This is a genomic window from Bradyrhizobium sp. Kon58 (assembly GCF_055807455.1).
In genome coordinates this window covers 94,510-118,372 of record NZ_JBVVOT010000021.1, presented here as the reverse complement: position 1 = coordinate 118,372, position 23,863 = coordinate 94,510, and the positions used below count along the sequence as shown (strand labels likewise).

Genomic DNA, 23,863 nt, shown 5'->3' with positions numbered 1-23,863 from the left:
GGGGGCTCTTGAGGGTGGCCGGGGGCCGCTCCGCCAGCTCGGGCGGCGAGCCAGCGGAGGTTTAACTGTCGACCAAGTTCCGTGTTCCTTTCCGGGACTAACGGCGGCATACTTTAGCGCATTTTAGCGCTCCGTTTTTCCGATGAGGTGTTTGCCGTGTCCCAAGCAGTTGAAGATCTGCAGATGCTGCGCCTGATCACAGCCTTCCAGAAGATCGCAGACAAGGACGCGCGACGCCTTGTCCTGATGTTCGTCGAGGAGCAGCTTGAGAAGCAGCAGGCGCAGTCGCGTCAAAAGCTCGGCCGGACGGAGCACTGAGGCCCGATTGCAGTTCCGAGTTTGCCGTTAGCGTGTTCCCATTGGGGAACGCGTGATGAAAGACATGCTCGAACATCTTGCGACACTGCGCGAGCAGATCGTGAAGTGCGAGCAGTTGAGAGACGCCGCAAAGTCCGTCATCAAGCGCGAAGCTTTCGAGAGGGTCGTCGCGCACTACACGATCCTGGCAGCCGAACTGGAACGCGCAGTTTCGCAAGCCGAGAACGAGTAAGATCTCCTTAATGGCGGGCGTCTTCTCAACCGCTGGGACTGCCGCTATTGCGAAGTCCAAGCGGTCTGCGATCAGTGCAGCGCCGCTCGGATGTTCTATTGTAAAGGCTTTACATTTGCGGTGTTGAGGCCATGAACCCTAGAAAGTCCATTTACCACCCACTGATGTTCGGCCGTCGAATGAGCGTGGACCGATCGTTCGGCTAACGTTCGCCGAAATAGAGGAAGTCCTAGGACGCAAGCTCCCGGCGTCGGCTCGAAAGTTCACCTCGTGGTGGAGCAACGAGAACGTCCGCGCGGCTCACAGCCAACCACGCGCTTGCCTCGATGCTGGCTTCACCGTGAAGGTCTCGCTAAAAAATCTGACGGTCGAATTCGAACGTGGAGCGAAGCCGAGCTGATCTCAGCGCCTCACCTCACCAGCTGATTAGGGTCGCGCGCTTCGTCCTGATCTGCGTCAGTCTTTCCAGTGCAGCTTGGCGCAGTTAGGCATTGGTACACCCCGACTTCGCGACCGGACTGGGTGTCGAGAACGAAGGTTCTCAGGATTGTCGGGACGTCGCAGTTCTCGCAGCGTGGATGCTGCGCGGCTCTGGCCACTCGCTTCAGCATTGATTCGATCCCCAACCTTCTCATGTATACGACGCGCGTGGGATGGGTGCCTTCTTCACGCAAGTTAAGCGCGCGGATCGTGTCGCAGCTGCCAGCGGGTGCGGTGCCACGGCCGGCGCCGCCGCGGTGCTGCTGCGCTGGGGGACGTTCGGTAGGACGTCGGTCCACGACCAGCCGTCGACGCCGCGGGGGATCCGCCCGATCGAGATCTCGTCCCAGATCACTTCGTGGTTGTCGGGTGCGGTTTGGCCGCCGATTACGGTGCGGCGCATGGTGAAGTCGGTCATGGCAATAATTTATGGAGAGGCGCCAGAGGGGCTGGCGAGGGGACGCGGTCCTCGAGACAGAGCCACTCGACCCATTTGGCGAGCCGCTGGCCGTATAGCGGTCGTCCTGACACTTTCGTCTCAACCGGTCGGTCTTCTGAGCAACCAAAGTGTCGGATTGCGCTGCAAGCACTGATCAATTTCGGCCTGCCACGCCAGCGCTCAAGAAGCGAAATCAAGAAAAGAACGCCGCAATGAAATCGCAATGAAATGGGTCAAACGGCCGTGAACAAAACATGGCGGAAGCGGTCGCCGCCTTTAGAAAAATCAACAACTTAGAAGGTGTTCACTGCGTTCGGGACGCAGGGGTCGCAGGTTCGCTCGCTATTTACAATTCGCCTCTTAATCAGCGGCTCCGTCGGAATCGTGAATCTTACGTCGGCGCGTCGGCGTGCGTGGACCGAGTAAGAACCGGGGCTTCTGGCAGGCTATCAAGGCACGAGGTCGGGAGTTAAGCCACCCTCCGGTAAGAGAACAGCGCCTCCACAGTAGTGGGTTGAACCACGTAGCGATCTAGGAACTCGAACCCTCGCCAAGCGATCCTACGCGGCGCACTCCATAACGTCTTGTCAAGCGCAGGAGCCCTGGGTGCGTGGACGATCACTACCCCGCGTTGGGCTTCAACCCCGCGGCCTGGATGCCCGCCACCGCGCACGCCTCGTCATTGTCGGAGGTGTCGCCGGAGACGCCGACGGCGCCGAGCAGCGTCGGGCCGTCCATGATCAGCACGCCGCCGGGGACCGGCACCAGCGCGCCTTTTGCGATCGTGTTCACGGCGTCGATGAAATAGGCCTGCTCCTGCGCGCGCTGGAACAGGGCGCGCGAGCCCATGCCCAATGCGAGCGCGCCATAGGCCTTGCCGTGCGCGATCTCGGCGCGCATCAGGCTGGTGCCGTCCTGCGCCGCGGCGATCTTGAGCACCCCGCGGGCGTCCAGGATGGTGACGACCAGCGGCTTCAGCTTCAGCTCCGCGGATTTCGCGAAGGCCGCGTCGAGGATCTTGCGGGCGGTGTCGAGGGGGAGATCAGCCATGATTGGTTTCCTTTGCAAGGGGAGTAGTTGTGGATTGGGTCTTCGCACGATCGAGGCTCATCGCCAGCACGCGCGCGACGTGAAGCGCCTCGCGCTGGGCGCCGTCGTGGATCTGATGCCGGCAGGAGGTGCCGTCGGCCACGACGAGTGTATCTTGGTCCGCGCGCCGCACGGTGGGTAGCAGCGACAGCTCCGCCATCTCGATCGAGGCATCGTAGGTGTCCGCGCCATAACCGAACGCGCCGGCCATGCCGCAGCAGCTCGACTCGATGGTCTCGACTTTCAGGCCGGGGATGAGGCGCAGCACCTGCTCGACCGGCTTGAAGGCGCCAAACGATTTTTGATGGCAATGGCCGTGCACCAGGGCTTTGTCGGCGACGGTGCCGAGCGGCAGTTGCAGCCGGCCGGCCTCGGCCTCGCGCACCAGGAATTCCTCGAAGGTGAGCGCGTGGGCGCCGACGGCCTTGGCCTCATCGTCCTTGCGCAGCGAGGCGAGCTCGTCGCGTAAGGTCAAAAGGCAGCTTGGCTCGAGGCCGACGATCGGGACGCCGCGCGCGGCAAAGGGCGCGAACACAGCGACCAGACGATCGAGCTCAGATCGGGCTTCGTCGACGAGGCCTGCTGACAGGAAGGTGCGACCGCAGCACAGCGGACGGCCGCCGCTTGCGGGTTTCGGCACATGTACCCGATAGCCGCCGGCCGCGAGCACACGCAGCGCGGCCTCGAGGTTTTCGCGCTCATAGATGCGGTTGAAGGTGTCGGCGAACAGCACGACCTCGCGGCCGGTTTCCGGCCCGACTGCTTCGGCCGGCGGTGCAAACACGTCGCTGCGGAAGGCGGGCAGCGCGCGGCGCGCGCTGATGCCGGCAAAGCGCTCGAACAGCTTTCGCAAAAGCGGGCTGCGGTTGCGCAAATTCGCCAGCGGCGCAAAGCGCGACGCGAGGCCGGCATAGCGCGGGAGGAAGCCGACCAGCCGGTCGCGCAAGGTCAAGCCGTGCGAGGCCGTGCGCGCGGCGAGCACCTCGATCTTCATCTTGGCCATGTCGACGCCGGTTGGGCATTCGTGGCGGCAGGCCTTGCAGGACACGCAGAGCTTTAGCGTCTCCATCATCTCGTCGGAGGAAAGTGCGCCCGCGCCAAGCTGGCCGGAGATCGCGAGGCGTAGCGTGTTGGCGCGGCCTCGCGTCACGTCCTTCTCGTTGCGCGTCGCGCGGTAGGACGGGCACATCACGCCGCCCTCGAGCTTGCGGCAGGCGCCGTTGTTGTTGCACATCTCGACCGCGCCCTGAAAGCCGCCGCCGGCCCCGGGATAAGCGGACCAGTCGAGTTTTGTCTTGAGCTCAGCGACGCGATACTCAGGCTTGAAGCGGAATAGCGAACGATCGTCCATCTTCGGGGCGTCGACGATCTTGCCGGGGTTGAGCACGCCCTCGGGATCAAAGCGCTGCTTCACCTCCCGGAAGTCGGCGACCAGGCGCTCGCCGAACATCGTTTCGTGGAATTCGGAGCGCACCAGGCCATCGCCGTGCTCGCCGGAATGCGAGCCCTTGTATTCGCGCACCAGTTCGAAGGCTTCCTCGGCGATGGCCCGCATCGCCTTGACATCTTTCTCCAGCTTCAAATTCAGCACGGGCCGCACATGCAGGCAGCCTTCGGAGGCGTGAGCATACATCGTGCCGCTGGTGCCGTGCTTGGCAAACACCTCGCTCAGCCGCGCGGTGTAGTCGGCGAGATGCGGCAGCGGCACGGCGCAATCCTCGACGAAGGAGACCGGCTTACCCTCCTGCTTCATCGACATCATGACGTTGAGGCCGGCGGCGCGGAAATCGGCGATCCCGCTCTGGAGCGCGGGCTCGGTGATTTCCACCACGCCGCCCCATTTTCGCTTGTCGTTGTTCCAGCCGAAGCCGATATCGCCCATCAGCTCGCCGAGCTGCTTCAGGCGCACGAGATTGTTCGCCTGATCCTCCTCGGCGAACTCGACCACGAGCACCGCATCCGGATCGCCCTTGATCGCGGTGGAGATGATCGGCCGGAACATCGCGATATCGCGGCCGAGTGCGAGCATGGTGCGGTCGACCAGTTCGACCGCGATCGGCTTCAGCTTGACCAGATGCTGGGCCGCGTCCATGGCCTCGTAAAAACTGCCAAAATGGCAGATGCCGAGGGCCTTGTTGCGGATCACAGGCCACAGCTTCAGCTCGACCTTGGTGGTGAAAGCAAGCGTCCCCTCGGAGCCGACGAGAAGGTGGGCCATGTTGTTGCGGGCGTTGCGCGGCACCAGCGCATCGAGATTGTAGCCGCCGACACGGCGCTGCACTTTTGGAAAGCGCGCGGCGATCTCCCCGGCCTCGCGGGCGCCGAGATCGAGCATGTCGCGGAACAGGGCGCGGGCGCTGTCGTTCGCATCGAGATCGGAGAGATCGCGCGACACCTCGCCGAAGCGGCTCAGCGTGCCGTCGGCAAGCGCGGCCTCCATGGACAGCGTGTTGTCGCGCATGGTGCCGTAGCGCAAGCTGCGGCCGCCGCAGGAATTGTTGCCGGCCATGCCGCCGATGGTGGCGCGCGAGGCCGTGGAGACGTCGACCGGAAACCAGAGGCCGTGTTTCTTCAGCTGGCGGTTGAGGTCGTCGAGCACGATGCCCGGCTCGACCACGCAGGTGCGTCCTTCGACGTCGAGCGACAGGATCCGGTTCAGGTGCTTCGAGAGATCGACCACGAGACCGTCATTGACGGTCTGGCCGCATTGCGAGGTGCCGCCGCCGCGCGGGGTCACCTTCAGTCCCTCGTCGCGCGCGATCGCCAGCGCCCGCAAGGCCCCGTCCATGGTGCGCGGCACCACCACGCCATGGGGCATGATCTGGTAGAAGGAAGCATCGGTGGCGTAGCGGCCGCGGCTGAAAGCGTCGAACAGGACGTCGCCGGTCATTTCCCGGGCCAGACGTGCCGCAAGGCCGTCCTTTTTGGCCGATTCCTGTGATTTCCCGGGCACTTCCGCCGCCATGGTCCGCTCTTGCCTGTTCGCCGCCCCCGTCTTGCCTCCGGTCAGGGCCCTTGGCAAGGCGAGCCCTGCTTCTTGTGCATTGACGGACCCCGCCCGGCGAGGGACAAGCCCGGCGAATAGTGATATTCGAGCGGCTCGCGCAGCCCCTTGAGGCCAAAAGGCTGGAATCAAGCTGGGCTCAAGGCCAAGACAGACGCAAAAGACAGACTCAAAGACCGGGAAGGACGCCGATGACCGTGCATACTGGAAGGCATTTTCTCCAGATTCCAGGACCGACCAACGTGCCCGACCGGGTGCTGCGGGCGATGGACATGCCGACGCTGGATCATCGCGGTCCGGAGTTCGCCGAGCTCGGTTTCGCCGTCCTCGCCGGCATGCAGCGGGTGTTCCGCACCAAGCAGCCCGTGATCATCTTCCCCTCGTCCGGCACCGGCGCCTGGGAAGCCGCGATGGTCAACGTGCTCGCGCCCGGTGACAAGGTGCTGATGTGCGAGACCGGCCAGTTCGCCGTGCTGTGGCGCGGCATCGCCGACAAGTTCAAGCTCGACGTCGATTTCATCCCGAGCGACTGGCGCCATGGCGCCGATCTCGCCGAGATCGAGAAGCGCCTTGCCGCCGACAAGCAGCACACCATCAAGGCGGTCTGCGTCGTCCACAACGAGACTTCGACCGGCTGCGTGACGCCGCCGCTGGAGGTGCGCAAGCTGCTCGACCGGGTCAAGCATCCCGCGCTGCTGATGGTCGACACCATCTCCGGCCTCGGCTCGATCGAGTACGAGCACGATGCCTGGGGCATCGACGTCTCGGTCGCCGGCTCGCAGAAGGGCCTGATGCTGCCGCCGGGCCTCGGCTTCAACGCCGTCTCGGAGAAGGCGCTCGCGGTGGCCAAGGCCAACCCCGGCATGCGCTCCTATTGGGACTGGCAGGAGGTCATCGGCTTCAACAAGCTCGGCACCTTCCCCTATACGCCGGCCACCAATTTGCTCTACGGCCTGCGCGAGGCGATCAAGATGCTGGAAGAGGAGGGGCTCGAGAACGTCTGGACCCGCCACAAGCGCCACAGCGCGGCGACGCGCGCCGCGATCAAGGTCTGGGGCCTGGAGACGCAGTGCGCCGATCCTGCCGCCCATTCGCCGGCGCTGACAGGCGTGCGCGTGCCTGATGGCCATGACGCCGATGCCTTCCGCAAGGTGGTGCTGGAAAACTTCGACATGTCGCTCGGCACTGGCCTGAACAAGGTCAAGGGCAAGGTGTTCCGCATCGGCCATATCGGCCATTTCAACGACCTGATGCTGATGGGGACGCTCGCCGGCGTCGAGATGGGCCTCGATCTTGCAAAGATCCCGCACCGGAGCGGCGGCGTGTTGGCGGCCATGGACGTCCTGAAGGGACGCGACGCGGTGCCGATGACCAAAGCTCAGGTTGCCTGAAGGCCCAGGTTGCCTGAACTAACCTAGAGAAAAGAGAGCGCGCGATGAACGCACCGACGACCACCAACGAAGACCTGCTCTACTCCGTCACGGACGGCATCGCGCGGATCACCTTCAACCGCCCGCAGGCGCGCAACGCACTGACCTTCGCCATGTACGAGCGCATGGCGGAGATCTGCCAGGAGATCAACGCCGACCGCTCGATCAAGGCGCTGATCCTGACCGGCGCCGGCGACAAGGCGTTTGCCTCCGGCACCGACATTTCTCAGTTTCGTGCGTTCAAAACCGCGCAGGATTCGCTCGACTATGAGGCCCGCATCGACCGCGTGCTCGGCACGCTGGAGCAGTGCCGCGTGCCCGTGATCGCGGCGATCGCGGGGGCCTGCACCGGCGGCGGCGCCGGAATTGCGGCGTGCTGCGACCTCCGCATCGGGACTGAAACGACGCGTATCGGGTTTCCGATCGCGCGCACGCTCGGCAACTGCCTGTCGATGTCGAACATCAGCCGCGTCGTCTCGCTGGTCGGCCCCGCCCGCACCAAGGATATGATCTTCAAGGCGCGCCTCGTCGAGGCGCCGGAAGCACTGGCGCTCGGCCTCCTCAACGAAATCGTCCCTGATGTCGAGACGCTGCAGCGCCGCGCCGACGAGACCGCCAGGCTCGTGGCAAGCCACGCCCCGCTCACGCTTGAAGCGACCAAGGAGGCGGTGCGCCGCATCCGCCGCACGCTGTCGCGCGAAGAGGGCGAGGATCTGATCCTCAAGGCCTATATGAGCGAAGATTTCCGCGAGGGAATGGACGCCTTCCTCAACAAGCGCACGCCGAACTGGAAGGGCAAGTAGCGCATCTGCGGCTTAGCTTCGTCAGCCGAAAGTCATAGGCAGCGGCATGCCCGCGTGCTTGAACTCACCCGCATTAATCCGCACAATGCGTCTATAAATTCCTTGCAAACAAAGCCAATAATCCAGGGGACGAAACTCGTGCGAATTCTAGTGAAAGCTGTTGGCGTTGCAGCGGCGCTATCGTTGAGCGCGCCAGCCTTTGCGGGATGGGAGCCGGCCAAGCCGGTCGAGATCGTGGTCGCGGCGGGCGCGGGCGGCGCCTCCGACCAGATGGCGCGGATGATGCAGGCCGCGATCCAGAAGAACAATCTGATGAAGCAGCCGATCGTGGTCTCGCTCAAGGGCGGGGCTTCCGGCGCCGAAGCGCTGATGTACATGAAATCCAGCGAGGGCGACCCCAACAAGGTGCTGATCGCCTATTCGCTCATCTACATGCTGCCGCTGTCGGCGAAGATCCCGTTCAACTGGCGCGAGCTGACCCCGGTTTCGGTGATCGCGCTCGACCAGTTCGTGCTGTGGGACAACAGCGCGGGTCCCAAGACGGTGAAGGAGTTCGTGGCAGCCGCGAAGGCGGCGAGCGCGCCGTTCAAGATGGGCGGCACCGGCTCCAAGCGCGAGGATCACGTGCTGACCGTGTTCCTCGAGCAGAAGACCGGCGCGAAATTCTCCTATCTGCCCTACAAGTCCGGCGGCGAGGCCGCGACCCAGCTCGTCGGCAACCACACCGAATCCAACGTCAACAATCCATCCGAAAATCTCGAGGTCTGGCGCGCGGGCCAGGTGCGTCCGCTCTGCGTGTTCGACAAGGAACGAATCTCCTACACCAGCAAGGTGACTGAGACGCAGTCCTGGGCCGACATCCCGACCTGCAAGGAGGAGGGCGTCGACGTGCAGTATCTGATGCTGCGCGCGATGTTCCTGCCCGGCAAGGTCACCGCGGAACAGCAGGCGTTCTACGTCGAGCTGTTCCATAAGGTGACGCAGACGTCCGAATACAAGGACTACATGGAAAAGCAGGCGCTGAAGCCGATCTTCCTCACCGGCAAGGACATGGTGCAATTCCTCGAGGAGGACGATGCAGTCAACAAGTCGCTGATGACGGAAGCCGGATTCGTCGCGAAGTAGCCGGTCTTCACCTCGCCCCGCTTGCGGGGGCCGCCTAGGCGGCCGTTCTTAAGGGACGCCGACGCGAAGCTTCGGCTACATTGCATCGAAGATGCAATCCGGGTGAGGGGGACTCTCCGCGAGTCCAACTCTCACTGTCCCCGCCGTGACTTCCCCTCACCCTCACCCTCTCTCCGCAAGCGGGGAGAGGGGATCAGCCGTAGCGATTGTTGTCAGCTCATGCCCCAGACCGATCTTGAAATCGTCGTCGACGATCCGACCGCGCCCGAAGACGATTCGCCTTCCGTCGTCTCCTCCGGCACGATCGAGATATTCGTCTGCCTCCTGCTGCTCGCGCTGGCCGCGACGCTCGGCTACGACAATTGGCGCACCGGCGCCTCCTGGGATTCGACCGGACCGGAGCCCGGCTATTTCCCGTTCTATCTCTCCATCGTTCTCGGTGGTGCCAGCCTCTACGGCCTGATCGTGGCGCTGGTCGCGCACCGCGCAGCAGCTGAGACCTTCGTCACGCGTGCGCAAGCCCGCCGCGTCATGGCGGTGTTCGGGCCGACGCTGCTGTTCTGCCTGGCGACGCAGTTTCTCGGCCTCTATGTCGCGAGCTTCCTGCTGATCGCGGGCTTCATGCGCCTCGTCGGCAAGATCGCGCTGTGGAAGTCGCTGCTCACCGCTTTCGTATTCACGGCGATCATGTTCGTGACCTTCGACATCGCCTTCGACGTCATCATGCCGAAAGGGCCGCTCGAAGCGGCCTTCGGCCACTAAGGCGGGCGACGATGGAAGCTCTAGGTCTCTTGCTTCACGGCTTTGCGGTCTTGCTGACGTGGAAGACGCTCGTGCTGATGATGGTCGGGCTGGTGCTCGGCATCTTCGTCGGCGTCTTGCCCGGACTCGGCGGACCCAACGGCGTCGCGATCCTGCTGCCGCTCACCTTCACGATGGATCCGACCTCGGCGATCGTGATGCTGTCCTGCATCTATTGGGGCGCGCTGTTCGGCGGCGCGATCACCTCGATCCTGTTCAACATCCCGGGTGAGGCCTGGTCGGTCGCGACCACCTTCGACGGCTATCCGATGGCGCAGCAGGGCAGGGCGGCGGAGGCGCTGACGGCGGCGTTCACGTCCTCTTTCATCGGCTCGCTGGTCGCGGTGCTGCTGATCACCTTCCTCGCGCCGATGATCTCGTCGTTTGCGCTGAAGTTCGGCCCGCCGGAGTTCTTCGCGGTGTATCTTTTGACCTTCTGCTCCTTCGTCGGTCTGGGGCGCGAGGCCAAGCACAAGACCGTCATCTCGATGTCGCTGGGGCTGTTGCTCGCGGGCATCGGCATGGACACGGTGTCAGGCAATCTGCGCATGACCTTCGGCTCGTCCGAGCTGCTCCGCGGCATCAACTTCCTCGTCGCCGTCATCGGCCTGTTCGGCATCAGCGAGATCCTGCTGACGATGGAGGAGCGCCTCGCGTTGCGCGGACACGCGGCGAGCATTTCGTTGCGCGTGGTGCTGAGTGTGTGGAAGGACCTGCCGAAATACTGGGTGACGCTGCTGCGCTCCTCCTTCATCGGCTGCTGGCTCGGCATCACGCCCGGCGGCGCGATCGCAGCCTCTTTCATGGGCTACAATCTCGCAAAACGTTTCTCCAAGGATCCCGAGAGCTTCGGCAAGGGACGCATCGAGGGCGTATTCGCGCCGGAGACGGCGGCGCATGCCTCCGGCACCGCGGCGCTGCTGCCGATGTTGGCGCTCGGCATTCCCGGCTCCGGCACCGCGGCGATCCTGCTCGGCGGGTTGATGGTGTGGGGGCTCAATCCGGGACCGCTGCTGTTCGTCGAACACAAGGATTTCGTCTGGGGCCTGATTGCATCGATGTATCTCGGCAACGTCGTCGGCCTCGTGCTGGTGCTGACGACGGTGCCGATCTTCGCCTCGATCCTGCGCGTGCCGTTCGCCGCGGTGGCGCCGATGATCGTGGTGTCCTGCGCGATCGGCGCCTTTGCGATCCAGAACGCGATGTTCGATATCTGGCTGATGCTCGGCTTCGGCGTCGTCGGCTACGTCTTCAAGAAGATCGGCATTCCGCTTGCGCCGTTCACCCTCGCGCTCGTGCTGGGCAACCGCGCCGAGGATGCCTTCCGTCTGTCGATGATCGGTGCCGGCGGCGACCTCAAGGTGTTCTGGTCGAACGGCCTGGTCGGCTCGATCACGACCTTGGCGCTCGTGCTGCTGTTCTGGCCGGTGATCGACGGTTTGCTGGGCCGCATGGGCTCGGCGCGGCGGGCGAAGCAGACGCCGAACTAGGCGGGCGAATCTATCTCCCCAGGTTCCCAGCGAAGGTATCATGCTGACAGGCCGCAGCGTGAGTGTTGCTGGTTGTTGAGTGGGCCTACACCACTTTGGCGTCCCTGAGCTTGGCAATCTCGTCCGTGCCGAAGCCGAACTCCGTCAGCACTTCGTCGGTCTGCTCGCCGAATTCCGGCGGCCGCGCCACCATCCTGCTCGGCGTGCGCGACAGCGTCACCGGCTGGCCGACCAGGCGGATCTCGCGACCCTCTTCATTCGGCACCTCCTGCGCGATGCCGAGATGCCTGACCTGCTCGTCTTCGAACATCTGGTCGATGGCGTAGATCGGCCCGCAGGGCACGCCGGCCTCGTTGAGTTCACGGACCCACGTCTCGGTGGACTTCGTTAAGGTACGCTTCTCGATCTCGGCATTGAGCGCGTCGCGGTTCTTGGAGCGGGCGGGCGCGGTCAGATAGTCGGGGTGGCTGTAGAGCTCCGGCGCGCCGATCGCCTGCGCGCAGCGCTCCCAGATGCGGCCGCCCGTGGTGGCGATGTTGATGTAGCCGTCCGAGGTCTTGAACACGCCGGTCGGTATGCTGGTCGGGTGGTTGTTGCCGGCCTGCTTGGCCACTTCCTTTTCCATCAGCCAGCGTGCGGCCTGGAAGTCGAGCATGAAGATCTGGGCCTGCAGCAGCGAGGTCTGCACCCACTGGCCCTTGCCCGAAACCTCGCGCTCCAGCAGTGCGGTGAGAATGCCCATGGCACAGAACAGACCGGCGGTGAGGTCGGCGACCGGAATGCCTACCCGCATCGGGCCTTCGCCCGGCGCGCCGGTGATCGACATCAGTCCGCCCATGCCTTGCGCGATCTGATCGAAGCCCGGCCGCTTGTGGTAGGGCCCGTCCTGGCCGAAGCCGGAGATGCTGCCGTAGACGAGGCGCGGGTTGATCCTGGCGAGGCCCTCATAGTCGATGCCGAGCTTCTTCTTCACGTCGGGGCGGAAGTTCTCCACCACAACGTCGGCCTTGGCAGCGAGGCGCTTGAACACGGCGAGCCCGCGCTCGTCCTTCAGGTTCAGCGTCATCGCCCGCTTGTTGCGATGCAAGTTCTGGAAGTCGGAGCCCCGCCGCGGCCCGCCCGGCTGTTCGCCGCCGGCATCCTCGGTGAGCGCGTCGATCTTGATCACGTTCGCGCCCCAATCCGCGAGCTGCCGCACGCAGGTGGGCCCGGACCGGACGCGGGTCAGATCGAGCACGGTGAAGCGTGACAGGGCTTCCGAGGCATGCGGAAAGGGCATCTTGATGGGCTCCGGGATAGATTGCGGGCCTACCATAGTGCCGAAAGACCATGCAGCAAGACATCACGCGGCAGGTCAGGGCCGCGCGGATGCCACCTGTTGACAATGCAATGCCTGAGGGTCGCCCGCGAAGGATCAGCGCGCCAGCCGCTTCAGCTCAGTGCGCGCCTGCGCGGCCAGCGGGTCATCGCCGTGGCGCGCAATGAACAGCTCGAACGCCTCCCGCGTTCCCGTGCGCCGGGCGGATTCGTACTCCTCCGCGACTGCAGCCGAGGGGTCGCGGGCCATTGGAACGGAGGGCGCGCGCCCCGCTGTGCCGCCTTGCCTGGCGCTTTCCTTGCCGCTCTCATCCGCATTGGCTTTGCCGACCATGACAGGCAGTCCTCCGAAGGGTAGATCGCCCGGCCCGGCGAGCGCCAACAGGACGCCGAGCAGGCCGGCCGAGAGAGAACGAATTTTCATGATTTCACTCGTACACGGCAGCTGGCCGGAACCGACGTCCTTGTCCCGACCGTATGACTACGGGATTTCATGGCTAACACAGCCTTGTCCAGCGCGTTTGCGGGGCTTTTTTAGAACTGCAGGGACTATCTAGGGATCGTTGAGCGGACCCGCGGCGGCTATCGACATTCTGCGTACTGGCTGCTAGCCCGGTTTCCCAATACGGAAAACCCTGATCGGCGCGGTAGTGAAGACGTGGCGGATGATGGCCGGGTGACGGGCATGACGTTGAGAAAAACACCGCCTGATCTACTGGGGAATTCCGCGTGGAATGCGATGGCCTTCGTGGTAGCCGTGGTGCTGAACCTGGCCATCCTGCCTTTCGTGATCACCCATCTCGGCCTCCCGGCATTCGGTGTCGCGGGTCTTGTCACTGCATGCATTGCGCCAGCATTGGTGTTCAGCAACGCGCTCGGACTATCGACGTCGCGCGAGCTTGCACAGCGACTGGAGCCATCCGACCGCGACGACGCGCGACGCTTGTTCGCGACCGCAGTCATGCTCGCGGTCGGCGCGGGCGGGCCGATCGCCATTTTCCTTTTGGTGGCCGGGGCTCCGCTCGCGCGTCTCGGATTTCATCTGGCCGGTCCGGCCGCCGAGGATCTCGCGCTGGCGTTTGTGTTGGCCGGTATCGGGTGGTTATGCCAATGTCTATCGGCCGTCTTCATTTCGTTGTTCACCGCGCGGCAAGACTATCGCCGGATCGCCTCGATCGGCATCGTCAGCACCGTGGTCTCGACTCTTTCGATGCTCCTCCTGATCCCCGCCGCGCCCTACGCATCGACATTCCTGGGTTGCCAGGCGCTGGGGTTGGCGATCGGCCTGTTGCTGGCGATGGCTTGGTGTCGCGGCCAAATGCGTCAGTGGCTGGCGCCTCCAGCATTGCATCGCGAGGCGCTTGGCAGGCTGGTTCGGTTGGGCGGATGGCAGGTCGCCGCACAGGGTGGTGCGCTGCTTGCGGGCCAGGCTGATCGATATCTGCTTGGCGCGCTGCTGCAACCGCAGTTCGTCGGTTTCTACGGCGTTGCGCAGCGCCTGCAGGAGGCGACCTATATCGGTATCCTGAAGGTTGGCGAGATCCTGTTTCCCTTCTTCAGCACGCTGCAAGGGGAGAGCGAGGACCGCAAGGTCGATCTGCTGTTCCGATCGTCGTGGATTCTCAACGTCCTGGCCGCAAGCGCGCTCGGCGGGTTGATCCCCGTGGCCGGTCCGCTGCTGCATGTTTGGACCGGCGCCGAGGTCGCGGGCGAGGCTGCACAGGTTCTCGTCGTCCTGTCGATTGCCGGGATCCTCGGATCGAGCGCGAACGTCTTCGGCTTTTACTTGCTGGCGCACGGGCGGTCGCGCTCCAACGCGCTCATCGCCTTGATCACGGGTGTCGTCACACTCGTGACCAGCGCCATCGCGTTGCCACGCTTCGGATGGCAGGCCGCAGGCTGGAGCGCATGCGCCGGAATGGTTGCGCAGATGGCGACGATTGTCTTCTTAGTGCGCCGTAGTTTTGACGTCGCCGGCATGTGGTCGCGCATCGTGCATTGCGTGCTGATGCCGCTTGGCATCGGGATCGCGACGGCGCTGGCGGTGCGATATGGTCTCGACCGCGCGCCATTCCAGCCCGCGCCGTCGTGGTGGTCGGTGGGAGCTGTTTCATCGGTGACGGCCGCGATCATTTTCGCAATCGCCGTTGCGGCGTCGCAATTGGGTCCGTATCGAAGGGCTTGCCGGCAGGATATTCGTTCGATCGTCGGTCGCTTCTTGCCCCTCAAGGCTGTCTAGGACATGTGCGGAATCGCAGGCATCGTAAACCTGGGTGGCAATGCGGTCGAACCGGCCGACATCTCGCGGCTGACCAGCCTGATCGCGCATCGCGGTCCGTTTGGCGAGGGGACCTGGTTCAGTGCGGACCGAAGCCTTGCATTCGGCCACCGCCGCCTGGCGATCATCGATCCCGGCGAGGGCGGCTATCAGCCCATGCTGTCCGCGGACGGCCGCCATGTGATCGTGTTCAACGGCGAGATCTACAACTTCCTCGAGCTTCGCCGCGAGCTCGAGGCGCAGGGCGCGGTGTTCCGCAGCCAATCCGATACCGAAGTGATCCTGGCCGCCTGGCAGGCCTGGCGGGAAGACATGCTGCCCCGCTTCAACGGCATGTGGGCCTTGGCGGTCTTCGACACCAGCACTCGCGAGCTTTTCCTTGCGCGCGACCGCTTCGGTATCAAGCCGCTGCTCTATGCCGCGTCGCCGGAACGATTCATCTTCGCCTCCGAGCAGCGGGCGCTGGTGCGGAGCGGACTGATCGATACTTCCGTTGACATGGAGGTTGCACGCCGGCTGCTGCTCGATGCGTTCGGGATCGAAGGGAGCGAGCGGACCCTGTTTCGCCAGGTTCGCCGCCTGCAGGGCGGCCACTGCCTGTGGCTTCGCCAGGGCAAGGTCAGTGTCAAGCGTTGGTGGCGAACCGTGGATCATCTGCCCCCGGTGCCGGCCACCGAAGCCGAGCGTGTCGCGCGCTTTCGCGAGCTTTTCCAGGATGCCGTGGCCCTGCGCATGCGCAGCGATGTCCCGATCGGAACGTGCCTGTCTGGTGGCTTCGATTCGTCGGCCGTGATTTGCGCCATGGCCGCGCACGAGAAGGAAGGCATGGGGCCGCGCGACAGCACGGCATGGCGTCACGCCTTTGTTGCGACGTTCCCCGGCGCCTCGAATGATGAGAGGCCGATGGCCGAGGAGGCCGCCGCCTGGGCCAATGTCGCGCCTATTTTTCTCGAAATCGGACAGGCCGATGCGCTGACGGATATCGGTCAGATTCTCGACGATCTCGACGACGTCTACATCGCGTTGCCCAGCGCCGTTTGGTTGCTCTATCGGCAGTTGACGCGAAACAGCGTGACGGTGTCACTCGACGGCCACGGGGCCGACGAGCTGATGGGCGCCTATTTGCAGGAAGGACGAGTGGGCGCATTCCGAATACGGAACGCGGCTGAGGACCTCGCGTCGCGTTCGAAACTGGCCCGGCGCTGTGTGGATGTCCTGCGTGCGTTGGCCCTCAAGCGGAAGGGCGTGTATTTTCTGCGCGGTGGCCTGCGCAAACTTCCTGCCCCGCTCCCGCTGATAGCGGAGGACGATGTGCTGCCGCGTGAATGGGGTGGCTTGAACAAACGCCTCTATCGGATGTTTCACAGCACGGTGCTGCCGACCATCCTGCGCAACTTCGACCGGCTTTCGATGGCGCACGGCGTCGAGGTCCGCATGCCGTTCATGGACTGGCGGCTGGTGACTTATACGATGGCGCTTCCCGACAGCAGCAAGTCGGCAGACGGCTATACTAAAGCTGTTGCCCGGCGGGCGATGGCCAATTTGATGCCGGAGTCCATTCGCACCGCGCGCCGCAAGGTCGGCTTCAATTCGCCAATGCCGGAATGGTTGAACGGGCCGCTGGCCGGCTGGACGGCTGACCTGCTGGACAGGAACGTCCCGGCGTTCGCGGAACTGGTGGATGAAGCGGGTCTGCGCGCGGCGGTCAGCCGTTTGACGGCGTCGAAGTCCTGGGATTGGGAGTCGGTCGGGCGGATCTGGCCCTATCTTAATATGAAGTGGACTCTGGCAGGGTACGTCTAGAATATGCGGGTTTTTCAGAACTGCGGTCTCACTCCGTCCTACCTCGCGCGCTTGGATCGCCTTGCACCGGAGGGCCTAAGTTTTCAGGAACGGCGTAACACGTTTCTGGATGATCGTTTCGGCGCACTTCACCTTCTACAACCTGTGCTCGCAGGCGATGCGAGTGCGTTCCTGACCTGCGCCAACGATGGTCGTCTGCAAGGCCGCTGGGCATGCGAGCATGGCGTCCGCCGGGGAGCTACGCCGGAAGACATTCTGCTCGCACAGATCGAGCATCACCGAACCGAAGTGCTCTACAACCTCGATCCAGTCGCATTTCCGAGTTCTTTCGTTCGCAGGCTGCCCGGCTGTGTGAGGAAGACATTATGTTGGCGCGCGGCGCCGTCGGGCAACGCTGACTTGACTGCCTACGGAGCTGTGCTCGGAAATTTCCCGTCAATTCTGGATTCCTGGCGCGACAAGGGGTGCCGGGCGGAATGGTTTTCTCCCGCGATTGATCCTGTAATGAGCGAGTACGTGCAGGATGAGCGCCCCATCGACGTGCTGTTTGTTGGCGGCTACTCGCGGCATCATTCGGCGCGTGCAAGAACGCTCGAAAAGGTTGCTGCCCTCGCCGGAAGCCGCAACATCGTCTATTGTCTCGACGCGTCGCGGTTGACCAGGCTCGCGGAGAGCTCGATCGGCTACTTGCTGCCGCTACAGAAATATCGGCGCCCGAGGGTAGTTGCGGCAATCGCCAAACCGCCGGTCTTTGGGAGAGAGCTCTACGAGTTGATCGGACGATCCAAAATCGTCCTCAATGGCGCGATCGACATGGCAGGTCAGGACCGGGGAAACATGCGTTGCTTCGAGGCGATGGGGTGTGGTGCGCTGCTGGTTTCAGACGCTGGCAACTATCCCGAGGGAATGGTCGCTGAAGATACGATGCTGGCCTATCGCGATGAGAAAAATTGCCTTGAACAGATCGAGCGAGCTATCTCTGACTGGAGCGCTGTGCGGCGAATGGCAATGAACGGGCGAATTCGGGTTGATGAGATCCATACCAAGGCACGTCAGTGGAGCCTTTTTCAAGCTATCGTAGCGAGTCTTTAGCCATTTGACGCATCATGCCGAACGTCGTCCATTGGAGATCGAGGGTATTTTTGGGGCGATTCTGTGCAGTTTCGCGCGCACGTGTCGGCGCCGTATAGGAGGAAACGTTGATGTCCAGGCTCGGCGGCCTTGCGCGCCACGGCGCAAGATTCATAGACGGGATTAATCTCCATTTTCTCGCCCAGCGGCTCATCGGGCGTGCCACCTGCCGCCTGCAAGAGCGTGCTTTTCTGGCTCACTGCGCAAGGATCCGAAACGCGCTTGGCGATAGCGATCAGATCGTTATCGGACGCTATTCGCATATCAGGGGTGAATTGATGGTCCTCGGTCACGGCGGCCGGATTTCAATTGGAGAATGGTGTTACGTGGGCGTAGGGACGCGGATTTGGTCGGGAGCGTCAATCCAAATCGGCAACCGGGTCCTGATCTCGCACGCCGTGAATATATTCGACAATCTCTCGCATCCGATCAAAGCCGCCGAGCGGCACGAGCAGGCTAGGCAGATTTTTTCGACGGGCCACCCCAGAAAGGTATTTCTTGATGATCGTCCGATCAAAATAGGTGATGACGCTTGGATCGGGGCCGGCGCGATGGTCATGCGCGGCGTGACGATTGGCGAGGGCGGCATCGTAGCGGCGGGAGCGGTCGTCACCAAGGACGTTCCGGCCTACGCGATTGTTGCTGGAAATCCCGCAACCCTCGTCAGGGAGTTGTCTTCGGATGAGCGATGAGGCAATCAGTGAGGCGTCAGATTGCTACCGATCCGGCTTGCGATCGGAATGCGGCTAGTTGAGCATAAGAAAGTTCGATGTCCATCTGGGTCACGGGTGCAAATGGGTTCATCGGACGTCATCTCGTTCGCGAGTTGGCGAGCGCCGGGCATGCGGTCCATGGCGTCGGTCACGGTGCGCTCGATCCGGCCCAGGCACAGACCCTCGGTTTGCAGACCTGGATCAATGGCGAAGTTGACGCGGCCAATCTGAGCGCGCTCGCGGCCTCGCACGGGCTGCCGTCGCGAGTCTTCCATCTGGCCGGCGGATCGTCGGTCGGGCTGTCGATCGCGCGCCCGTTCGAGGATTTTTCGCGGACCGTGACGAGCACGGCGCGGCTGCTCGAATGGCTCCGAAGTTTTGCGCCCAGCAGCCGGCTGATCGTGGTGTCGAGCGCCGCGGTCTACGGCGCCGATCACACGGGTCCGATCCCCGAGAGCGCGGCGCTTCTGCCGATGTCGCCCTACGGACACCACAAGCTGGTGATGGAGCAGCTGTGCCAAAGCTACGTCCAGAGCTTCGGCATTCACTGCATGGTCGTGCGACTGTTCTCAGTCTACGGTCCCCACCTTCGCAAGCAACTGCTCTGGGATATCTGCTCTCGGCTGCGGAGCGAGGTGGAAGCGCTGAATCTCGGAGGGACGGGAACCGAGATAAGGGATTGGACCGACGTTCGCGACGTCGTTCGCTTGCTGGCGCGCGTCGCGGAGGCGGAGTGGCGCGACGATTTTTGGGTGATCAATGGTGGTTCGGGGCGCGGCGTGAGCGTGGCCGATATTGCCGACGAACTGATCAGGCATTGGGACAGCAAAACGGTCGTGCGCTTTTCCGGAGTCGGGCGGCCAGGGGACCCGACGAGCTTGCTGGCGGACAATGGGCGCGTGCTCGATATGAATTTCGATTGGCGTATCCCGCTGGAGCGCGGTCTGGCCGACTACGTCGAATGGTTCAGGGGCCAGGCTCGTGCCTGAGCGCGCGCCGCTGCGGATTGCTTTCACCAATATCCCACGTCGACTATGGGCGGGCGGCTACAACTATCAACGCAACCTGTTCGAGGTGCTCAACCGGCATTCTCCGGGGACGGTGGTCCCGGTGCTATTTGCCGGAACGGCGGACGATCCCGAGGAGATCGCGGTGCTGGCCGGCATTCCCGGCGTTGAGGTCGTGCGCTCGCCGGTGTTCGATCACGCCGCGACCGGTCTTGCCCGCGCGACGGACCTCGCCCGCGCGATCGTCTTTGGTTTGGACGCACCTGCCGTCGCCGCGTTCACGGCCAGCAAGATCGACATGGTGTTCGAATCCGCGCGTTTCTTTGGCTGGCGCCTGCCATTTCCGGCAGTCGCATGGTTCCCGGATTTCCAGCATCGACTACTCCCGCATCTGTTCTCTAGAAGTGCGTATTGGCGGCGCGATCTCGGCTTTCGGGTTCAGATCGCATCGGGCCGGCACATCATGTTGAGCAGCGCCACGGCGCTGCGCGATCTCAAGAAGTTCTATCCCGGCAATTCAAACGGCGTCTCGGTCGTCCGGTTTGCGACCGCGCCGCCCGCCAGTCTGCTCGCCACGCAGCCATCCCAAGTGATTGCGCATTATGGTCTTCCGTCACGCTATTTTTATCTGCCAAACCAGTTCTGGCGGCACAAAAATCATCAGATCGTGGTCGATGCGCTTGATCTGCTGAAATGTCGGGGGCTGGACGTCGTCGTCGCGGCATCCGGCAGTACGCAGGACTTCCGTGAATCCGGACTTTTCGAGCGGACCATGAGTGAGGTCAGGTCGCGCGGTCTCGAGATGAACTTCAAGCATCTTGGAATGATCCCGCTGGATCACGTCTACGCCCTCCTGCGCGCGTCGACGGCCCTCATCAATCCGTCGCGCTGCGAAGGGTGGAGTACGACGGTCGAAGAAGCAAAGTCATTCGGTGTCCCGATGCTTCTGTCTGGCCTCGATGTTCATCGCGAGCAGACCGGTGGTAAAGCGCGATATTTCGGCGTTGACGATGTCCAAGCGCTGGCCGATCACATCCGGGATGCCGCAGAGAGCGCGCCGGACGCAGTCGTTCGCCAGTTGCAGCCGGATCTCGATGATCGGGTTCGTGCGTTCGTCGCGGATTTCGTCCACCTCGCCACCGAAGTGGCCCGCGGCGCAGGAACGAGCTAGTCTCAGCCGGCCAAAAGGACCCTCTTCTGCCTTGATTTGTCGTGTTGTTCGGATAGAAACAGGTTCGGGTTCACCGGGAAATGCGTATTTTGGGGCTTTCAAGCCCTCCAGAGCATTCGCTCTGACGACGGCGGGAAGTCTTGATGATCAGATTCGGCCTGCTCGGCTGCGGGCGCATTGCGAAGCGTCATTCCGACTTGTTAGGCGGTAACCACATCGTGGGGGCCAAGCTCGTTGCCGTCTGCGATTCCGATCGAGCACGCGCCGATGCGATCGCGAGCAAATTCGCCGTCGCCGCGCATGACGACATCGACGAGTTGCTGTCGCGCGATGACATCGACGCCGTCGCGGTGCTCACTCCGAGCGGGCTGCATCCTCAGCATGCGATCGCCTGCGCGCGCGCCGGCAAGCATGTCGTGGTCGAAAAGCCGATGGCGCTACGTCTCCAGGACGCCGACGACATGATCCGCGCCTGCGACGAGGCGGGCGTAAAACTCTTCGTTGTCAAGCAGAACCGCTTCAACGTTCCGATCGTGAAGGCGCGGCAGGCGCTCGATGCCGGCCGGTTCGGCAAGCTCGTCCTCGGCACCGTGCGCGTGCGCTGGTGCCGCGACCAGAGCTACTACGATCAGGACTCCTGGCGCGGTACGTGGGGTTATGATGGCGGCGTACTCACCAACCAGGCCAGTCACCATATCGACATGCTGGAGTGGTTTTTCGGCGACGTCGTCAGCGTCCATGCGCGTAGCACTACCGCACTCGTGAAGATCGAGACTGAGGACACGGCGGTGGCGACGCTGAAGTTTCGCAGCGGTGCGCTGGGTATCATCGAGGCGACGACGGCCACGCGTCCCGCCGATCTCGAAGGCTCGCTGTCGATACTGGGCGAGAAGGGGACGGTGGAAGTCGGCGGTTTCGCCATGAACCACATCCGGCACTGGCTTTTCGTCGACGCGCTGCCGTCGGACAAGGAGGTGATCGAGAAATTTTCGGTCAACCCGCCGAACGTGTACGGCTTCGGCCATCAAGCCTATTATCAGCATGTCGTCGATTGCCTCGCGGATCGCGGCGCAGCGCTGGTCGACGGATTGCAGGGTCGCAAGAGCCTGGAGTTGATCTCGGCGCTCTACGAATCGATCGAGACCGGGCAGGAGGTGTCGCTCCACTTCGTGCCGCGACGTAGCCGGCTGGGTGTCGCCTCGTGAATCGGCCGGAGCTGCGTCAGGTCGGAATCCGCGATGTCGCCTTTGGCGCTGGCGTGAAGGTCGTTGAGCCCTGCAACCTCTATGGCTGCATGATTGGCGATGGCTGCTTCATCGGGCCGTTCAACGAGATCCAAAAGGGAGTCGTTATCGGCGCTCGCACGCGCGTGCAATCGCATAGTTTCATCTGCGAGCTCGTCACGCTCGGTGAGGATTGTTTCATCGGCCATGGCGTGATGTTCATCAACGATACGTTTGCGAGCGGCGGTCCGGCACGTGGCCGCAAGGAGTTGTGGTGTGAGACCAGGATCGGCAATCGAGTGTCTATCGGCTCGAATGCGACCATCATGCCGGTGCAAATTGTCGACGACGTCGTAATCGGTGCAGGTGCAGTGGTCACCAAGGATATCACTGTTGCCGGCGTGTACGCCGGAAATCCCGCGCGTCGGCTTCGGATGTAGAGGCGCACATGGCGGTTCCCTTCGCTGATCTTCAGCTCCAGTATCAGAACATCAAAGGCGAAATCGATGCCGCAATCGCCGCTGTGATTCGCGACAACGCCTTCATCCGCGGCCCCTACGTCGAGAGGTTCGAGCGGGAGTTCGCCAAAGCTGCGTCCGTGGAGCATTGCGTCTCATGTGCCAACGGAACCGATGCGCTGTATCTCGCGATGATCGCGCTGAAAGTGAAGCCGGGTGACGAGGTGATCACGACGGCACATTCCTGGATTTCGACTTCCGCGATGATTACGCATGCTGGCGCAGCCGTGAAGTTCTGCGACACCGACGGGCCGACCTTCACCATCGATCCCGCGGCAGTCGAGGCAGCGATCACCCCCCGCACCGTTGGCATCATTCCGGTGCACCTTTACGGGCAGCCCGCGGACATGGACGCGATCATGTCGATCGCGAAGAAGCATGGGTTGTGGGTGATTGAGGATTGCGCGCAGGCGCATCTGGCGGACTACAAGGGCCGGATGGTCGGAACGTTTGGCGACGCCGCGACCTATTCCTTCTACCCGGGCAAGAATCTCGGTGCGATGGGCGATGCCGGGGCCGTCGTCACCAGCGATGCGGCCTTTGCCGAGCATATCGCGATGCTAGCCCGTCACGGGGGAATCGTGAAGCACCAGCACCAGATCGAGGGTATCAACAGCCGCCTGGATGGCATGCAAGCGGCGATCCTGTCGGCCAAGCTGCGGCATCTGACGGGCTGGACGCGGGCGCGCCAGGAAGCCGCGAGGTTCTATGATGCCGCCCTGAACAAGATCGAGGGTGTGCAGGTCCCTCAATTGGCGCCCGGGCGAAGCCACGTCTATCACCTCTATACAATCAAGCATGCCGAACGAGACAAGCTTGCCGCGCATCTGAACCTCAGGGGGATCCAGACCGCGATCAACTACCCGACGGCGCTGCCGCTGCTTCCAGCCTATCAACGCTTGGAGCACAGTCCGGCGCAGTTTCCGAAGGCCTATGCTGACCAGCAAAGCATCCTGTCGTTACCAATGTTCGCTGAAATCACCACTTTGCAGCAGGAAGAGGTGGTGCGTGCGGTGCGCGAGTTCTCGGCCTGACGGTTTTCGGCCACGCGCAATTTACGGCTTCTCTTCGAAAATGCTCCAGGGCGTCATATACCAGAGTAGGAAGAGGAGCGCGGTGCCGAATTCACCATGGCGACCTGAGCGGGGAATTGAACAGAACTGCGGAAGTGCACCAATGGAGATCAAAAACGAAAGGTTGCGGCTCCTATCGGCCAGCGACGGTCGTTGGGACGTGGAATGAACAGCTGCAAACGCCTCCCGCGTTCCCTTGAGACGGGCGGATCCGTACTCCCCCGCTACCGCATCCGAGGGGTCGCGGGCCATTGGAACGGAGGGTGCCCCTTCGGCTATGCCGCCTGCTTGGATCTGCATTGGGCTTGCCGACCGTGACAGGCAGTCCTCCGAATGGCAGATGACCCGGCTCGGCCACCAGGGCCGGCCGAGAGTGGACCTAGTTTCATGCTTTCACTCTCAACACGCGGGTAGGCGG

The 23,863-nt window shown here is 63.2% G+C and carries 22 protein-coding genes; 17 read left to right on the top strand and 5 right to left on the bottom strand.

The window, feature by feature from the left end; translation table 11 throughout:
* The first annotated feature begins 156 nt into the window (after positions 1–156).
* The 3 genes from AC0L20_RS28230 (at position 157) to AC0L20_RS28220 (ending at position 950) form a co-directional block, all read left to right on the top strand.
* On the top strand, positions 157–318 hold the full coding sequence (locus tag AC0L20_RS28230) for a hypothetical protein (protein ID WP_473293973.1): 162 nt from the start codon (positions 157–159) through the stop codon (positions 316–318).
* Between the two features lie 55 nt (positions 319–373).
* Positions 374–550 (top strand): hypothetical protein, encoded by a 177-nt coding sequence (locus AC0L20_RS28225; RefSeq protein WP_473293972.1) that lies wholly within the window; start codon positions 374–376, stop codon positions 548–550.
* Between the two features lie 193 nt (positions 551–743).
* A complete protein-coding gene (locus AC0L20_RS28220; RefSeq protein ID WP_473293982.1) occupies positions 744–950 on the top strand; it encodes a DUF7662 domain-containing protein in 207 nt (68 codons plus the stop codon).
* A gap of 231 nt (positions 951–1,181) precedes the next feature.
* On the opposite strand, the gene AC0L20_RS28215 is transcribed toward AC0L20_RS28220, so the two are convergent.
* The 3 genes from AC0L20_RS28215 to AC0L20_RS28205 all read right to left on the bottom strand — a co-directional run bounded on the left by AC0L20_RS28215 (position 1,182) and on the right by AC0L20_RS28205 (position 5,523).
* Positions 1,182–1,448: a hypothetical protein gene (locus AC0L20_RS28215; RefSeq protein WP_473293971.1), complete on the bottom strand. Its 267-nt coding sequence runs from the start codon at positions 1,446–1,448 to the stop codon at positions 1,182–1,184.
* 642 nt (positions 1,449–2,090) lie between these two features.
* A complete protein-coding gene (locus AC0L20_RS28210; protein ID WP_473293970.1) occupies positions 2,091–2,519 on the bottom strand; it encodes a GlcG/HbpS family heme-binding protein in 429 nt (142 codons plus the stop codon).
* Positions 2,512–5,523, bottom strand: a complete 3,012-nt coding sequence (locus tag AC0L20_RS28205; RefSeq protein WP_473293969.1) for an FAD-binding and (Fe-S)-binding domain-containing protein — start codon at positions 5,521–5,523, stop codon at positions 2,512–2,514. Before AC0L20_RS28205 ends, AC0L20_RS28210 begins: the two co-directional genes overlap by 8 nt.
* A 230-nt stretch (positions 5,524–5,753) precedes the next feature.
* On the opposite strand from AC0L20_RS28205, the gene AC0L20_RS28200 reads away from it, so the two are divergent.
* From AC0L20_RS28200 to AC0L20_RS28180, 5 genes are all read left to right on the top strand, one after another.
* The gene (locus tag AC0L20_RS28200; protein WP_473293968.1) at positions 5,754–6,953 is read left to right on the top strand and encodes a pyridoxal-phosphate-dependent aminotransferase family protein; all 1,200 of its coding nucleotides are present in this window, start codon (positions 5,754–5,756) and stop codon (positions 6,951–6,953) included.
* Positions 6,954–6,997: 44 nt separating this feature from the next.
* Complete coding sequence (locus tag AC0L20_RS28195; protein WP_473293967.1) at positions 6,998–7,795, top strand: enoyl-CoA hydratase/isomerase family protein; 798 nt, start codon at positions 6,998–7,000, stop codon at positions 7,793–7,795.
* A 138-nt stretch (positions 7,796–7,933) separates the two neighbouring features.
* Positions 7,934–8,920 carry a tripartite tricarboxylate transporter substrate binding protein gene (locus tag AC0L20_RS28190; protein WP_473293966.1) on the top strand — a complete coding sequence of 329 codons (987 nt, stop codon included), beginning with the start codon at positions 7,934–7,936 and terminating at the stop codon, positions 8,918–8,920.
* 219 nt (positions 8,921–9,139) lie between these two features.
* Entirely contained in the window at positions 9,140–9,682 is a 543-nt protein-coding gene (locus AC0L20_RS28185; RefSeq protein ID WP_473293965.1) for a tripartite tricarboxylate transporter TctB family protein, read from the top strand.
* Positions 9,683–9,693: 11 nt separating this feature from the next.
* Positions 9,694–11,211 (top strand): tripartite tricarboxylate transporter permease, encoded by a 1,518-nt coding sequence (locus AC0L20_RS28180; protein WP_473293964.1) that lies wholly within the window; start codon positions 9,694–9,696, stop codon positions 11,209–11,211.
* Positions 11,212–11,296: 85 nt separating this feature from the next.
* Here AC0L20_RS28180 and AC0L20_RS28175 read toward each other — a convergent pair whose 3' ends face one another.
* The gene (locus AC0L20_RS28175) at positions 11,297–12,490 is read right to left on the bottom strand and encodes a CaiB/BaiF CoA transferase family protein (protein ID WP_027566732.1); all 1,194 of its coding nucleotides are present in this window, start codon (positions 12,488–12,490) and stop codon (positions 11,297–11,299) included.
* 135 nt (positions 12,491–12,625) lie between these two features.
* The gene (locus tag AC0L20_RS28170; RefSeq protein WP_473293963.1) at positions 12,626–12,952 is read right to left on the bottom strand and encodes a hypothetical protein; all 327 of its coding nucleotides are present in this window, start codon (positions 12,950–12,952) and stop codon (positions 12,626–12,628) included.
* Between the two features lie 261 nt (positions 12,953–13,213).
* Between AC0L20_RS28170 and AC0L20_RS28165 the strand changes: the two genes are divergently transcribed.
* The 9 genes from AC0L20_RS28165 (at position 13,214) to AC0L20_RS28125 (ending at position 23,406) form a co-directional block, all read left to right on the top strand.
* Complete coding sequence (locus tag AC0L20_RS28165; protein ID WP_473293962.1) at positions 13,214–14,767, top strand: lipopolysaccharide biosynthesis protein; 1,554 nt, start codon at positions 13,214–13,216, stop codon at positions 14,765–14,767.
* Between the two features lie 3 nt (positions 14,768–14,770).
* A complete protein-coding gene (asnB, locus tag AC0L20_RS28160) occupies positions 14,771–16,609 on the top strand; it encodes an asparagine synthase (glutamine-hydrolyzing) (RefSeq protein WP_473293961.1) in 1,839 nt (612 codons plus the stop codon).
* 3 nt (positions 16,610–16,612) lie between these two features.
* Complete coding sequence (locus AC0L20_RS28155; RefSeq protein WP_473293960.1) at positions 16,613–17,701, top strand: glycosyltransferase family protein; 1,089 nt, start codon at positions 16,613–16,615, stop codon at positions 17,699–17,701.
* A 110-nt stretch (positions 17,702–17,811) separates the two neighbouring features.
* Positions 17,812–18,432, top strand: a complete 621-nt coding sequence (locus AC0L20_RS28150; RefSeq protein ID WP_473293959.1) for an acyltransferase — start codon at positions 17,812–17,814, stop codon at positions 18,430–18,432.
* A 77-nt stretch (positions 18,433–18,509) separates the two neighbouring features.
* Positions 18,510–19,442, top strand: a complete 933-nt coding sequence (locus tag AC0L20_RS28145) for an NAD-dependent epimerase/dehydratase family protein (protein WP_473293958.1) — start codon at positions 18,510–18,512, stop codon at positions 19,440–19,442.
* Positions 19,435–20,631, top strand: coding sequence for a glycosyltransferase family 4 protein (locus tag AC0L20_RS28140; protein ID WP_473293957.1), 1,197 nt, complete (start codon positions 19,435–19,437; stop codon positions 20,629–20,631). The genes AC0L20_RS28145 and AC0L20_RS28140 overlap by 8 nt, the downstream gene beginning before the upstream one ends.
* Before the next feature lie 143 nt (positions 20,632–20,774).
* On the top strand, positions 20,775–21,836 hold the full coding sequence (locus AC0L20_RS28135; protein ID WP_473293956.1) for a Gfo/Idh/MocA family protein: 1,062 nt from the start codon (positions 20,775–20,777) through the stop codon (positions 21,834–21,836).
* 53 nt (positions 21,837–21,889) lie between these two features.
* Positions 21,890–22,294, top strand: coding sequence for an acyltransferase (locus AC0L20_RS28130; RefSeq protein WP_473293955.1), 405 nt, complete (start codon positions 21,890–21,892; stop codon positions 22,292–22,294).
* Between the two features lie 8 nt (positions 22,295–22,302).
* A complete protein-coding gene (locus AC0L20_RS28125; RefSeq protein WP_473293954.1) occupies positions 22,303–23,406 on the top strand; it encodes a DegT/DnrJ/EryC1/StrS family aminotransferase in 1,104 nt (367 codons plus the stop codon).
* Positions 23,407–23,863: the final 457 nt, after the last annotated feature.